This is a genomic window from Psychrobacter fulvigenes (genome assembly GCF_904846155.1).
Classification (GTDB): domain Bacteria; phylum Pseudomonadota; class Gammaproteobacteria; order Pseudomonadales; family Moraxellaceae; genus Psychrobacter; species Psychrobacter fulvigenes.
Genome location: NZ_CAJGZP010000001.1, coordinates 3,256,369 through 3,270,314, shown reverse-complemented (window position 1 = coordinate 3,270,314; position 13,946 = coordinate 3,256,369). Strand labels below are relative to the sequence as shown.

14 protein-coding genes are annotated in these 13,946 nt (G+C 45.2%); 5 read left to right on the top strand and 9 right to left on the bottom strand.

Annotated features, from left to right (window positions below; translation table 11 throughout):
* Window positions 1-64 precede the first annotated feature (64 nt).
* Window positions 65-679: a YceI family protein gene (locus JMX03_RS13880; protein WP_201597496.1), complete on the top strand. Its 615-nt coding sequence runs from the start codon at window positions 65-67 to the stop codon at window positions 677-679.
* Between the two features lie 169 nt (window positions 680-848).
* Here JMX03_RS13880 and glmS read toward each other — a convergent pair whose 3' ends face one another.
* The 7 genes from glmS to hisF all read right to left on the bottom strand — a co-directional run bounded on the left by glmS (window position 849) and on the right by hisF (window position 8,506).
* Window positions 849-2,702: a glutamine--fructose-6-phosphate transaminase (isomerizing) gene (gene glmS / locus JMX03_RS13875; protein WP_201597492.1), complete on the bottom strand. Its 1,854-nt coding sequence runs from the start codon at window positions 2,700-2,702 to the stop codon at window positions 849-851.
* A gap of 149 nt (window positions 2,703-2,851) precedes the next feature.
* The gene (gene glmU, locus JMX03_RS13870; protein ID WP_201597490.1) at window positions 2,852-4,234 is read right to left on the bottom strand and encodes a bifunctional UDP-N-acetylglucosamine diphosphorylase/glucosamine-1-phosphate N-acetyltransferase GlmU; all 1,383 of its coding nucleotides are present in this window, start codon (window positions 4,232-4,234) and stop codon (window positions 2,852-2,854) included.
* 134 nt (window positions 4,235-4,368) lie between these two features.
* Window positions 4,369-4,950, bottom strand: a complete 582-nt coding sequence (locus JMX03_RS13865; protein WP_201597488.1) for a phosphatidylglycerophosphatase A family protein — start codon at window positions 4,948-4,950, stop codon at window positions 4,369-4,371.
* Between the two features lie 3 nt (window positions 4,951-4,953).
* Window positions 4,954-6,030: a thiamine-phosphate kinase gene (gene thiL, locus JMX03_RS13860; RefSeq protein WP_201597486.1), complete on the bottom strand. Its 1,077-nt coding sequence runs from the start codon at window positions 6,028-6,030 to the stop codon at window positions 4,954-4,956.
* A gap of 2 nt (window positions 6,031-6,032) precedes the next feature.
* Window positions 6,033-6,833, bottom strand: coding sequence for a transcription antitermination factor NusB (nusB, locus tag JMX03_RS13855; RefSeq protein WP_227695829.1), 801 nt, complete (start codon window positions 6,831-6,833; stop codon window positions 6,033-6,035).
* Between the two features lie 218 nt (window positions 6,834-7,051).
* Window positions 7,052-7,588 (bottom strand): 6,7-dimethyl-8-ribityllumazine synthase, encoded by a 537-nt coding sequence (ribH, locus tag JMX03_RS13850; RefSeq protein WP_201576863.1) that lies wholly within the window; start codon window positions 7,586-7,588, stop codon window positions 7,052-7,054.
* Window positions 7,589-7,723: 135 nt separating this feature from the next.
* Entirely contained in the window at window positions 7,724-8,506 is a 783-nt protein-coding gene (gene hisF, locus JMX03_RS13845) for an imidazole glycerol phosphate synthase subunit HisF (protein ID WP_201597484.1), read from the bottom strand.
* 178 nt (window positions 8,507-8,684) lie between these two features.
* Here hisF and JMX03_RS13840 point away from each other — a divergent pair, with 178 nt between their 5' ends.
* From JMX03_RS13840 to JMX03_RS13830, 3 genes are all read left to right on the top strand, one after another.
* Window positions 8,685-9,878 (top strand): homoserine kinase, encoded by a 1,194-nt coding sequence (locus tag JMX03_RS13840; RefSeq protein ID WP_201597483.1) that lies wholly within the window; start codon window positions 8,685-8,687, stop codon window positions 9,876-9,878.
* Between the two features lie 53 nt (window positions 9,879-9,931).
* The gene (locus tag JMX03_RS13835) at window positions 9,932-10,240 is read left to right on the top strand and encodes a putative signal transducing protein (RefSeq protein ID WP_227695827.1); all 309 of its coding nucleotides are present in this window, start codon (window positions 9,932-9,934) and stop codon (window positions 10,238-10,240) included.
* Window positions 10,241-10,313: 73 nt separating this feature from the next.
* Window positions 10,314-11,210, top strand: coding sequence for a class II glutamine amidotransferase (locus tag JMX03_RS13830; RefSeq protein WP_201576866.1), 897 nt, complete (start codon window positions 10,314-10,316; stop codon window positions 11,208-11,210).
* Window positions 11,211-11,214: 4 nt separating this feature from the next.
* Here the strand turns inward: JMX03_RS13830 and JMX03_RS13825 are convergent, their stop codons facing one another.
* Together JMX03_RS13825 and JMX03_RS13820 are read right to left on the bottom strand one after the other, a co-directional pair.
* The gene (locus JMX03_RS13825) at window positions 11,215-11,796 is read right to left on the bottom strand and encodes a YchJ family protein (RefSeq protein WP_201597481.1); all 582 of its coding nucleotides are present in this window, start codon (window positions 11,794-11,796) and stop codon (window positions 11,215-11,217) included.
* Window positions 11,797-11,841: 45 nt separating this feature from the next.
* Window positions 11,842-12,558 carry a metal-dependent hydrolase gene (locus JMX03_RS13820; RefSeq protein WP_201597480.1) on the bottom strand — a complete coding sequence of 239 codons (717 nt, stop codon included), beginning with the start codon at window positions 12,556-12,558 and terminating at the stop codon, window positions 11,842-11,844.
* 257 nt (window positions 12,559-12,815) lie between these two features.
* Here JMX03_RS13820 and JMX03_RS13815 point away from each other — a divergent pair, with 257 nt between their 5' ends.
* A complete protein-coding gene (locus JMX03_RS13815; RefSeq protein WP_201597478.1) occupies window positions 12,816-13,823 on the top strand; it encodes a DUF3025 domain-containing protein in 1,008 nt (335 codons plus the stop codon).
* Window positions 13,824-13,946 lie beyond the last annotated feature (123 nt).

Genomic DNA, 13,946 nt, shown 5'->3' with positions numbered 1-13,946 from the left:
GATGTTATGACAAGTAATATGATCGCTAAATGCCATTAAGCATTACCCACAAAGGAATATAATCATGAGTCAGCTTTCATTTTCGCAACTAGTGCCTTCTTATCGTAAGTCTCTGGGCGCCTTGCTATTATCTATGTGCGCTATGATGAGCAGTCATGCGGCTACCTACCACATTGACCCCACCCATGCTAACGTGCGCTTCGCCATTGATCACTTTAATACCTCTACCAATACGGGCGGATTTTATAACATCACAGGGCAAATAGAGTATGATCCAAAAGCACAGACAGGTGACGTTTCATTAGTCATTCCAATGAATTCTATCAATACAGGAAATAAAGCTTTTGATTTGACCTTAAAAAGCCCGGACTTCTTTGATGTAGAACAGTTCCCATTGGCTTACTTTCAATCAACTAAGTGGCACTTTGGCGATGCAAAATCAGGCTCGCAAGTCACAAAAGTTGATGGCAATTTAACTCTAAATGGTGAGACACATCCCGTCAGTCTCACGGCTACCAAATTTAATTGTTACTTTAATATTATGCTGAAAAAGCCAGTCTGCGGTGGCGACTTCACCACCACGATAGATCGTACGCAGTGGGGGATTAGCAAATATACTTTACTTGGCATCACCAAAGATGTCAGCTTAGATATCCAGATTGAAGCGGCGAAGCAGTAGATCGAGGCACAAGTTAAGCTTACCGATGCATCGGGTTTGATGGTTAAGTTAAGTTTTTTAAACATAAAAACCCCTGCTATTAGTTTAACAATAGCAGGGGTTGTTTTTATGTCCAATATGATGAGGCTTTATTACTCGCACACATTGTCATTTTCCACGAACGATAAACCTATTCGACCGTGACGCTCTTTGCCAAGTTACGCGGCTGGTCAACGTCTGTGCCACGCATGACTGCTACATGATAGGATAATAGCTGTATGGGCACACTATATAGAATAGGGGCTAGCGTTTCGCAGACCTCAGGGACATACACTATGTGCAAGCGATCTTCTTCAACCATTTGACTGGCATCACTAGCGAATACGAACAGCTCACCATGACGGGCATGAACTTCTTGCATATTGGCTTTGAGCTTATCGAACATGCTGTCCTTGGGTGCAAGAACGACGATGGGCATGTCCTTGTCAACCAATGCTAACGGGCCATGCTTAAGCTCGCCTGCTGCGTAGCCTTCTGCATGAATGTAAGAGACTTCTTTAAGTTTAAGTGCACCTTCTAGAGCGATTGGAAATTGCAAACCGCGACCTAGGAATAAGCAACTGGTCTTGTGCTCAAAGCTTTCGCTCATCGCCTTAATAGGAGCATCAAGTTTTAAACTGGCATTCAGCTGGCCAGGTAGCTTTTGTAGGTTCTCTAACAAGTATGCCAAACGCTCATCATCGATACGTTGTTGTACGACGCCCACTTTCAGTAATAACAGCATGAGTGCGACTAACTGAGTGGTAAAGGCTTTGGTAGATGCCACACCAATCTCAGGGCCTGCAAGCGTTGGTATAGATACATCTGTTTCGCGCACTAAGGATGAGGTTGGCACGTTACATATTGCTAATGTCACTAGCCCTGTTGGCTTATTTCGTTGAATCTCACGCAGCGCAGAGAGGGTATCAGCCGTCTCGCCAGACTGTGAGATACAAATCACTAGCGAGTTATCAACGACAACGGGATTACGATAGCGAAATTCATTAGCGATTTCAACTGAACACGGCAGGCGCGTCAGACTTTCAAACCAATATTTGGCGACCAGACCAGCATGATAGCTGGTACCACATGCGATGACTTGTATATGACGAATGCTTGCAAGCTGGGCTTCATGGCGATGCAAAAATTCAGCACGTAATTTAGGCGACTTTGAGGTTGCGCCGCTATCGATAGCCATCTCGATAGTACGAGCGACCGCATCAGGCTGCTCATAAATCTCTTTGAGCATATAATGCTTAAACTCACCTTTGTCAGCACTGAACTGCGCAGCATCAATCTCATTGATAGCGCGATTTACCTCGACACCGTCGGCATAAACCTGAATACTATCGCGGGTTATCTTGGCAATGTCACCTTCTTCTAGATACATAAAGCGATTGGTCACTGGCAATAGCGCCAACTGATCTGAGGCAATAAAGTTCTCACCAATACCCACACCAATGACCAAAGGAGAGCCTAAACGAACAGTAATCAATTCTTCTGGGCTATCAATATGGATAATTCCAAGGGCGAATGCACCATGTAACAATGGAGTGACGGCACGTACGGCTTCTAGCAGGTCAGACTTGTCTTTATAGATATCATGGATCAGATGCGCGACTACTTCAGTGTCGGTCTGTGAGGTAAACTCATAGCCTTTTGCGACCAAATCTTCCTTGAGCTCAGCATAGTTTTCGACAATGCCATTATGTACGACGGCGATTTTACCTGAGACGTGCGGATGAGCGTTGCGCTGTGCAGGCTCACCATGGGTCGCCCAGCGTGTATGGGCAATACCGATATGGCCGTTAAAGTTTTCTGGATCGTTAGCGACGGCATCAACCAATTCTTGTACTTTACCCACTTGGCGCTCACGGCGCAGTTCACCATCACGAATGACAGTCAAACCAGCGGAATCATAACCGCGGTATTCGAGGCGCTTTAAGCCTTCAAGTAAGATATTAGCGATATTACGCTCAGCAACTGCGCCTACAATTCCGCACATAGTTATTCCTTAAATTTGGTTTTTAATGTATCTTTTAATGTATCAATGCTTCGATGTCTGTTTAATAAGTAACAAAAATGAGATGAAGCAGCACCACAAAATTTGCCGCACTGCTTCTATTTATTCAAACACTATTGGTAACGATCTGACTATTTTGAGTTTTTGGTCGGACGCTGGAAATCTGCTTTTTGTACTTGACGAGCACGGCCCAGAGCCAACGCATTATTATCAACGTCATTGGTAATCACAGAGCCTGCGGCTACTGTGGCAGCGTCACCGATCGTTACTGGTGCAACTAGGCTAGAGTTAGAGCCGACAAACACATTGTCTTTAATAACTGTTTGCGATTTATTTGCCCCGTCATAATTACAGGTAATGACGCCTGCACCGATATTGACATTGGTGCCTACGGTTGAATCGCCAACATAGCTTAGATGATTGACCTTGCTGCCATGACCGATGGTTGATTTCTTAATTTCTACAAAATTACCTACTTTGGTATTATCAGATAATATGGTCTCAGGGCGCAAATGCGCAAAAGGACCAATATCAACCCCAGCACCGACTTCAGCGCGATCAATCACACAGTAGGGTTTAATATGGCAAGCATTGCCAATCTGGGCATTTTTGATCACGCAGCCCGCTTCGATATAGACATTGTCACCTAAGGTGCAGTCGCCTTCAAATACCACACCGACATCTATAAACACGTCCTGACCTGCGGTCAACGTACCACGAATATCGACGCGAGTAGGGTCGGCAAACTGAACGCCCGCTTCTTGTAAATCGGCGACTAACTTACTTTGCCAAGTGCGCTCTAAACTTGCCAGCTGTTGGCGGTTATTAACGCCTTCAATCTCAAAGGCATGCTCAGGTTCAATGGCAGCAATGCTAACACCGTCAGCGACTGCCAATTTGACGATATCAGTCAGATAGTATTCTTGCTGTGCATTATCATTTGATAGCTTTGGCAAGTATTTATGTAATAAGGCATTATCGACGCAATAAATACCACTATTAATCTCTTGAATTTGCTGCTCATCGGCACTGGCATCTTTTTGCTCGACGATTGCTTGGACATTACCTGCAGCATCACGTTTGATACGGCCAAGTCCAAACGGATTATCCACCGTTAGTGTCAGCATTGACATGCCATCAGTATTGGCGGTCTGTAGCGTGGCTAAGGTCTGACGGCTGACTAATGGCACATCACCGTATAAAATAAGACTTTGCCCGTCTTTTGGAAGTTGCTCTAGGGTGACTTTGACGGCATGCCCCGTTCCTAGCTGTTCAGTCTGTGCAACCCACGTAATCGGTAGATGCGCATACTGGCTATTCATTGCTGTTTGTACTTGCTCACCGCCGAAGCCATGTACCACAATGGTTTTCGCTACGGTCAAGTTGTCACAAGTGTCTAGCACGTGACCGAGTAAAGGTTTGCCTGCTAATGTTTGTAAGACTTTTGGCTTAGCAGACTGCATACGCGTGCCTTTTCCGGCAGCAAGAATAATTACAGAAAGGGAAGATGTCATAAAAGCCCTATGTTAAATGTAACAAATATAATTTTATTATAGCGCAAATGTCGGGAAAGTCCATATTCTTTTAGGTGAATATTTACTGACCTTACAATTATCGCCTTAAGATAGCTTGATCAAAACGCAGTTATTTAGAGCAGTATACCTAGCATGATGACAAGCCATACGGCCGCTGCCATAACTCCAGCGATGATATCATCGAGCATAATACCCAGACCGCCTGCGACTCTCTTGTCGACCCAACCAATCGGTGGTGGCTTAATAATGTCAAAAAACCGGAACAGTATAAAGGCGAGGATAAGCGCAATGATAGACAAACTTTGTGAAATATCTTGCCAAAAGGTGTCTGTCGTCACACTCATATAAGAAAATGGTAACAAGGTAATCCAGATACCCGCCCACTCATCCCAGACGATATGTGGGTCATCATGGGTTTGCATCAACTCGGAAGTGCGACCGCATATCCAGATGCCAATGAGGCAGGATAAGAGAGTGATGATTAAAAAAGGTACAAAACCTAAGCTCATCAGCGGTATGGCGACGATGAATCCACCAACAGTGCCCCAAGTGCCAGGTGCACGGCGGGGCAAGCCACTGCCCAAACCAATACCTAGCCAATACACCACACGATCAAGCATACTGGCATTTGCTGGTAGAGGCGGGCAGTCATTAGCTTTACGGATATCGGGCTTAGATAAGTCATGGTCAGTCATGGGCTAGCCTGCAAAATGTTGGTAACCAGTAAGATTTGGCCATGTGGAAAATGGCGCTGGATGAGATACTGTTACTCGCTGTCCTTGATACCATAATTCAGGAAGCAAGGTTTTGGAGATATTGGCAGCAGTAACTGTATTGCTTACTGGACTGTTTGCAAAATCACTGTTTGTTAGGTTGCTTGCTGGCGCAATGACTTCACCGATACAGGTGACAGGAGTATTGCTGCTATTAATAGGGAGCTCAATATCAGCAGGCAAGGTAAATGCTAGCTCGTAATCATCACCGCCAGCCAATTGACATAATAAGCGCTCTGCTAAATCAACGCTTGCGAGTGCTTTGCTGCTAGGTAGATGCTCAAGACTAATTTGCATACCAACGCTGCTTTGTTGACAGATATGTCCAAGGTCTTGATAGAGACCATCAGAGATATCTATCATCGCAGTTGCGCCAATCTCTGCCAACGCTGCACCTAGTGCAATACGCGGGGTCGGCGTGTGTAGGCGGTGTGCTAGCTCTTTACCGATAGCATTATCAGGATGTTGCAACGCATAACTAGCATCACCCAATGTGCCTGATACATAGACTTTGTCACCGACTTGTGCTCCTGAACGGTAGACTGCTGGGGTGTCTGCGGCCAATATTCCTTGAGCGCTGATGCTGAGCACCAAGGTATCATTGCGGGTGGTATCACCGCCGATAAGCGTCACGCCAAACAGTTGGCAGGTGTGAAATATGCCTTTGGAAAATTCTGTGAGCCATTGTTTATGGGCAAGACGTTCAGGTAATGCTAACGCCAACAGAATACTGTGCGGCGTCGCACCCATCGCGGCAAGGTCTGAGACATTGACCGCTACGGCTTTATAACCAATTGAAAATGCCAGTTTATGGACTTCATCCCAATCGGCACTAAAGTGTCGACCTTGAACCAAGGTATCAATACAGCTGACCAAGCGTGAACCTGCAGGCAGGTTTATCACTGCTGCATCATCACCAATGCTCTTTTCAATACCAGCAGCTGGAGAATGCTCGGCTTGTAATTGTAAGAATACTTGCTCAATCAGCTCAAATTCATTCATGATTAGTCTTGGCTTTTGCTATCAGTGTTAGGAGCATCGGCACCGACTTTGTTGGCGCGGTCGCGTTTAACGTTAGTCTTATTGGCACTAATACGTGGCTTCGCTGGCTTACTGTCTGCAGCTGCAGTCTCTTCTTTGGCAAGGCCTTTTTCTTTTATGGCTTCTGCTGACTTGGCCGCTGCTTTTTGTGAGGTGCGTAGATTGGCCTTAGTATCGGCTTGTACTTCCGCATCACGTAGCTCAACAGCCATTCTGTCAAGCACAGCGTTAATCAGCTTATGAGCGTCTGTCGCACCGAAGTGATTATTCAGCTTCATGGCTTCATCAAGTACTACTTTATAAGGAATCTCAAGACGGTTTTGTAGCTCATAAGCACCAATCAGTAAGATGGCGTGCTCAACGGTATCGAGCTTATCGATTTCGCGATCCAAATGTTGGCTGATCAGAGCATCTAGCGCTTCGATCTGCTCTGGGATATCACGCATCATTTCGTGATAGTAGCCGATGTGTACGGTATGCATGGCATTGGTTGCACGGGTACGCGCGGCGATATCATGTGGTGCATTGGCCTTCCAGCCTAGCTTGCCGTCTTTGTCAAAACGATGATCCGTAACAAGCCATTCGTATAGGCCTTGCATCGCAAAGCGTCTTGCTTTACGCACAGCGGTGTGACTGGTCTTATAAGAAGACTCACTCATCTCGAAGTTTTGTTGTTCCGCACCGTTACTGGCCTGATCTGTAGTGGCAGTATTACTTTGTGCAGTTTTCGCAGCGCTAATGGCGCGCTTGAGTTGGTCAGTCATAGGGGGTCAATACCTAGTTTTTAATTAAAAATAGCATAAAGTATGTTAAATAGTCATCGACTGACGGCTTTGACAGTCGGATTTTGCAGCTCAGCTTTGTAGCAATACTACCAGCTTTATAGCACTACTAATAATATTGACGCTGTGGTTATTTAAAAAAAATTATCGAAACCACAGCGCCAATGAACGCTTAACTAATCTATAAAATAACGTTTTGATTAAGCATCATCGCTATTATCACTATCGTAGTCATCATCAATGTCTAGCTGTGATAAAACAGCCAGCATTTCAAGCACGACCATGGCAGCTTCAGAGCCTTTATTACCCGCTTTGGTACCAGAACGCTCAATCGCTTGTTCGATGCTATCAGTTGTGATGACGCCGTTCGCAACAGGGATATTATAGTCAGTAGCGACATTGCTTAAGCCTTTTGCTGACTCGCTTGCGACGAAGTCGAAATGCGGCGTGCTACCACGGATGATAGCGCCCAAAGCAATGATGGCGTCAAAGCGATCAGACTCAGCAGCGCGCTGGGCAACCAGTGGTAGCTCAAACGCACCAGGCACACGAATGACCGTAATGTTGCTGCCCAATACGCCATGACGTAGTAGCGCATCGATAGCGCCATCTACCAATGACTCGACGACAAAACCATTGAAACGACCAACGACGATACCAATGCGCGCATCTTCGTTTTGGTGTAGATTGCCATCAATATGGGTAATGTCATTGCGCTGCTGTTGTAAGTTCGACATAAAGATATCCTGTTTTTTGAAAAATTTATTGATTTAAATGCCAGTAATTATTAAATGCTTAATAGCTCAATGAACTAAAAGTAAGTAGTTGACTATGATAGCATTTTTTTGATGTATTTGTAGCTTACAAAGGTGTCACAGGCGCATCTGTATTCCTTGCGCTGCCATGTATTCTTTGGCTTCCTGAACGGTATACTCACCAAAATGAAAAATACTGGCTGCAAGCACGGCATCGGCGCCACCTTTGAGGACACCGTCAGCCAAATGCTGTAAGTTTCCCACCCCACCAGAGGCGATGACAGGCACATTTACTTGGCTAGTAATCTGTTGCATCAAGGCCAAGTCATAGCCTTTTTTGGTGCCATCACCATCCATCGAGGTGACCAATAATTCGCCAGCGCCCAGCTCGGCCATTTTGATGGCCCAAGCAACCGCATCGATGCCAGTTGGCTTACGTCCACCGTGAGTGAAAATCTCCCAGCGCGGTATGACAATGCCATCAATCTCAATATCAGCGACACGCTTGGCATCGATCGCAACGACGATACATTGGTTGCCAAACTTTTGCGCCGCTTCACCGACAAACTCAGGCGTAAAGACCGCCGCTGAGTTGATCGCTACTTTATCTGCGCCAGCGTTCAGCAGGTTACGAATATCGGCTGATTTACGTACACCGCCACCCACTGTTAATGGGACAAACACGGTCTCTGCCATACGCTCAACGGTATGATAAGTGGTGTCACGCTCATCACTAGTCGCTGTAATGTCCAAAAAAGTAATCTCATCGGCACCTTGTTCGTTGTAGCGCTGCGCTACTTCGACAGGGTCGCCAGCGTCTTTGATATCGACAAACTGTACGCCTTTTACCACTCGACCATTATCCACGTCCAAACAAGGGATGATACGCTTTGCTAACATAGGGGCTTTCACCTTATAATCAATTCATTTATAGGCGCTAGTCTAGCAAAATCACCACCATATCAGGCAGGTTTTCGCAAGATTAATACGCTTTTTGTTAAAGTTTGCTTGTATGTGGTGTCATTATTACCATTACTATCTAAATTCACCTCTATTTACTTGTTTTAAGTGAGATGTCATGTCTGTCTATACCCAGTTAACCGATGATCAGTTTGCCAGCTTTTGCCAACGTTTTGGTGTGTCTTTCGCCCGCGCTATTCCTATTACCCAAGGTATCAAAAACTCTAACTGGTTTATTCAGACAACTGACGATAAAGAGGGCGAGCATTCTTATGTGTTTACCTTATATGAGGAGCGTCCACCTGCCGATGTCGAAAAGATGGCGGTTATTCTCAATCAATTAGATGGCAAACTCCCTGTAGCCGCGCCACTGGCTATTATTGACTCAGAGGCTAACGAATCAGAAGCTGTTAAAACCGAAAAACGCTACGTCATCCATTATGAAAACAAAGGTATCACGCTCGTGCCGTGTCTGGCAGGCGCGCATCCGCAGCAAACCACGCAAGCGATGTGTCATGATATTGGTGCCGCTCTAGCGATGCTGCATGAGACCCTGCAAGCACTGCAGCCAAGCGAGCAATACGGTGTGCCTTTGTATCCATGGACAGAAGTGCGTGATCGTGAGATGCAATTCATGCCAGGTGATGAAGCCAAACTAATGAGTGATATCTGGCAGTCTTACAGTGATCTATCACTTGCTGATCTACCAAAAGGCTTGTGTCATTTGGATATGTTTGCAGACAACACCTTATGGGATTTGACCAAAGGGCATGAGAAACTCACTGGATTATTGGACTTTACCGAAGTCAGCGTCGAGCATTATGTGATGGATATTGCCATTACTATCAATGATTTTTGTACCACGTGGGGCGATGCAGAGCAAGATGAAAGAGTTCACTTTGACCGTGAAAAAATGACGGCTTTTTTACAAGGTTACGAGTCCAAAAAAGCGCTGACTGATAATGAAAAACGCGCGTTACCTGTTATGCTAGCAAAAGCCGCTGTGATTTTTTGGCTGTTACGTCTGAACGTCATTCATTACAACCGCACTGAAGGTCGCACTGGCGACAATATCATGGTCAAAAACCCTGATTTGATGAAACGTCTGGCTGCTTATCATTGGTCCCATGTCGAAAAAACACAACACACTGTTTTTGTACTACTAGAGACTAATCCTGCTAATATGGATAACGCTGCTAATCAGATAGTAGGCGTGTTTAGCAGTTCCATGCAAGCTGAGCAAGCACGTGATAATCTAAAATCTGATGGCGAGTTTGTAATCAAAAAATATAAGCTGGATCAGTTGGCATAAGTTATTTCGTTACTCCTGCATCAAAACTGTACCAAAACCTCAAAGGTGATCTCATGACCAATCAAGTCGACAACTGGCACAAACTGGCACGCTATGACACCAATATCCAAGGTGAGCTGCACGCCAATCTGCTGCGTAATAATGGCATCACCGTCTCCCTGCAAGCATTAAGTGCCATCCCAGGTATGAACTCTGGCATCGTACTTTGGGTGCAAGATGAGGATTTGGCGCAAGCACAGCGGATCTTAGATAATATCGATACGGATACTACGGCAGAAACGCTGCTAGATAATATGAGCGATGCAGATCTGGGTATTAATACAGCGGATGCGCAGATCAATCGTGGTACGCAAGACAGTTAAAGTCATTAATAGTAACAGTAGTGACAATCGAGATAGCTAAAACAATCAAAGTGATAAAGGCGGAAAAGCGTAAATGTGTCAACTTTTAGGAATGAACTGTAATGTCCCAACTGATATTGGTTTTAGCTTTGCAGGCTTTCGCAAGCGTGGTGGTCTGACCGATAGCCATGAAGATGGCTTTGGCATTGCGTTTTTTGAGCGCAGCGAATGCGAGTCGGCACATGCCTCAACGGGATTGCGCTTATTTCATGACAACCACCCGAGCCATTTATCGCCAGTCGCTGATTTGGTCAACAGCTATCCGATCAAAGCGATGAACGTCATTGCTCACATTCGCAAAGCCACACAAGGGCAAAACTGCTTGGCCAATACCCATCCTTTCGTCCGTGAAGTGTGGGGCGAGCAGTGGGTATTTGCGCATAACGGCCAGATGAATAGCGAGTTTATTAAACGCTGTCAGCGCCTGCAAGATAATGGTAATGCCTCACATTGTCAGCCAGTCGGTAATACCGACTCTGAAATGGCGTTTTGCTATTTAGTAAATCGGCTGAAAAGCACTTTTAAATCACGCCCTGACGATCAAACGTTGTTTAACTTTCTGACCACCCAATGTCGTTATTTATCTGCTAATGGGTTATTTAATTGCCTAATATCGAATGGTCGTTGGCAGCTGGCCTATGCTGGTAGTTTGTTGTTTTATCTCACACGCCAAGCACCATTTGGTGAAGCAAAACTGGCGGATGATGATTTAGTGATTAACTTTGGTGATGTGACGACAGACACTGATAAGGTGACGATTTTGGTCACCGTACCTTTGACTGAAAACGAGGAGTGGCAACAGTTGGCTGTCAATGAATGCTTAATCTTTCAAGACGGTGAAATACTCTATAAAGACAGTCCAAGCCAGCGTAAGTTCTTAACCATCGATGAAGGGATTGCGATAGCGAGAGCAGTTGGGGCGAGTGTTTAATGGGTTATGGTAAATAAACCCCACAACAGCGTTTAAACTTCTCACCTGAACCACAAATACAGGGCTGTTTCTGCGTCACGTTCATCGCTACCGTCGGGTCAAGAAAGTACCAATTCTCATAATGCTCACTTTTCTTGTCAGTAGTCTTATCCGCTACTTTTACAAAAGCCGATAGCTCATGGTGCGCTTGCAAGTTGTCAGCTGTACTATCAGGGCTATTAAAATAAGCCTTAAATTCAACCTGCGCATGACGCTTACCCAGCTTTGGCGTGTGCGCTACGATTTGGAGTCCTGCCCAATCCGTCTCTTTTGCCCACGCTTCAATCGCCTTGATATCGAGCAAGCTTTGCTGTGCGGGCAGGGTAGTCTTGACGATATATTCTGGAATGACCAAGACAAACGCACTGTAGCGCGTGCGCATCAGACGCTCAGCAGAATATTCATGTTTACAGTCAGCTTTATCAGCTTCTTTATTCAGTAGACCATCATGGTAGGGCTGGCAGCAGTCTTTATAAGCCAGCGCTGAGCTTGTAAAGTCTGGTGATGGATTGATTTGGCACGGGCAGATTTGTACAGGAATTGACATTATTTACTCGCATTATCATTTATATTTTTAGCGGCTTTATAAATTTCAATACAGCATGTTTTTTATCATTTCTGGCCATAGGCCAAGTTTTAGCTTTGCCCATGGGGCAGGGTTACTTAGCTGTTGCCAAAACGGCTCAAAGGGCGGTGCAAAATAAACCAATAATACAAGTATCACATAGAGTAGCAGATACCACCAACGGTCTTTGTGCTTATAAAACTTCATTGCCGTGCCCGATGAGCGCTTCATTCTCATGCCTGACAAGTTAACGCTATATAGCTCATCCAATGCTAAGTGTACCATCGCACCGCCAAATAAAAACAGCCCATAAAACCAACTGGTAGTGAGCGAATACTCTAAACCATAATAGCTTAAGCAGGTGAGACCTAGCCCCAGTATCGCCATATAAGGCACAGAGTGGATGACACCGCGATGCACAGTCATATTGGTAAAAATATAAAAAACCACATAACGCATAAAACCGTAGCCTGCTAGCCAGAGCGCTATCAAAGCCAATAAACTCAGCTCACTGCGCCAATGCATCACCAGTGCAAAGGCAAAAACAAAAGAGGCCACATTGAAGCCAATTTTGATGGGCGTAGAGTTGTCTGAGTCAAGATCAGGTAATAGACCGCCTATGGTGCCAAGCGCCACGCACATCAAAAATCCTGCGTCATCGATGAAACCCGCTTTATAAACCGTCAAGCCAAGCGTACCACTTACGATGAATGCACCGTTTAAGTGGGTGTTAAAATTTGCCATAAAAACTCATCATAAAATATAGTCAATTTAAAATAAAATTGTTATAAGTCTAAACGTGCTACTGGGATGAATTTTGCGCAGCCTCTGGGGACGCAGCACGCAAGTAAAATTTATACCAGTAGCGCTATGTCATTTTTAAAGTGTATCAACTATATCATCAGCGCACACTGCCGCTTATAAGCAGTAAAAAAGCGGCCTATGATACCATGATGCTATCTTTCATACTCATCACTATCCGCACAATAGAGAGCCTTTATATGACGTCTATTTCCGTATTCAAAGACAGCCAACCGTCACATTCAGCCACGCCCACTATGCCCACTTCTATAACAGATGCTCTGGACTCAAGCTTTGCTGATATCGATTGGCAAGCACCGTGGCTATGTCATTTAAGTCAGCTAAACTATTTGAGTGAAATTATAAAGCAACTGAGTGCTTTGAATCAGCGAGTAGACACTTCAGCGAATGACCACAAACAAGCTGACATCATTGCTGATACTTTAAATACCGCGTTAAAGCAGCAAAGCGCAGCTCTGCAAGACACATTGCCGAGCACCAAACCTGCACATGATAATCGAGCGCATACGCTTACCTTTGTCTCGCAAAATGCGTTGCCAGAGGGTGAGGCTTATGAGGGTTTTATCGCTACGACTGGCAACATTCCGACGCGTGATAACTTGCACGACTTATTTAACGGTAGCATCTGGTTGACGTTTCCCAAGACCAAAGCCTTGCTCAATTACTATCATATGCTCGAGATTGCAAGACAGGGCGTAGGAGAGACGCGTGGCAGAGTACGCGACACTATTACGGTATTTGACGAAAACGGTGCGATATTAGTGACCGCAGATCCTAGCATTGGTGAGGCGTTAATTGATTTTGATTGGCAGGCAAGCTTGGTTGTGCCACGTGATAAGTGGGACAATCCAACACAAGTTAGTAAGCAGTCTCAGGCTGCGGTCTATATTTTTGGTCATGCATTGCTAGAGCAACTCATACAACCGCGCAAGCCTCTGTGCGCGCACAGTATCGTTATCAACGTCTCGCAAGATTTCTTTGCCTTATCATTGTCTGAGCGCATGATATATTTAGATGATAGAGTGGCCGCGCACATGGATGAGCTATTGTCACAGGATGAGGTGACACCGCGCAAACTTGCGCCATTACCTATATTGGGCGTGCCGCACTTTTGGGCAGCCAATGCCAATCCTGAGTTTTATGACGACAGTTATGTTTTTAGGAGTGGCCGCCGTCGGCAGGCGTAGTTGCTTCATACACCTCTAAATATATGTTTCGGTTACGATTGTGCCACGATTTGTTAACCAGTTAGTGTTAACAAGTGTAGGGTAATTTGTTATGGTAGTAGGTGCTAATGTTCATAAGCAGGG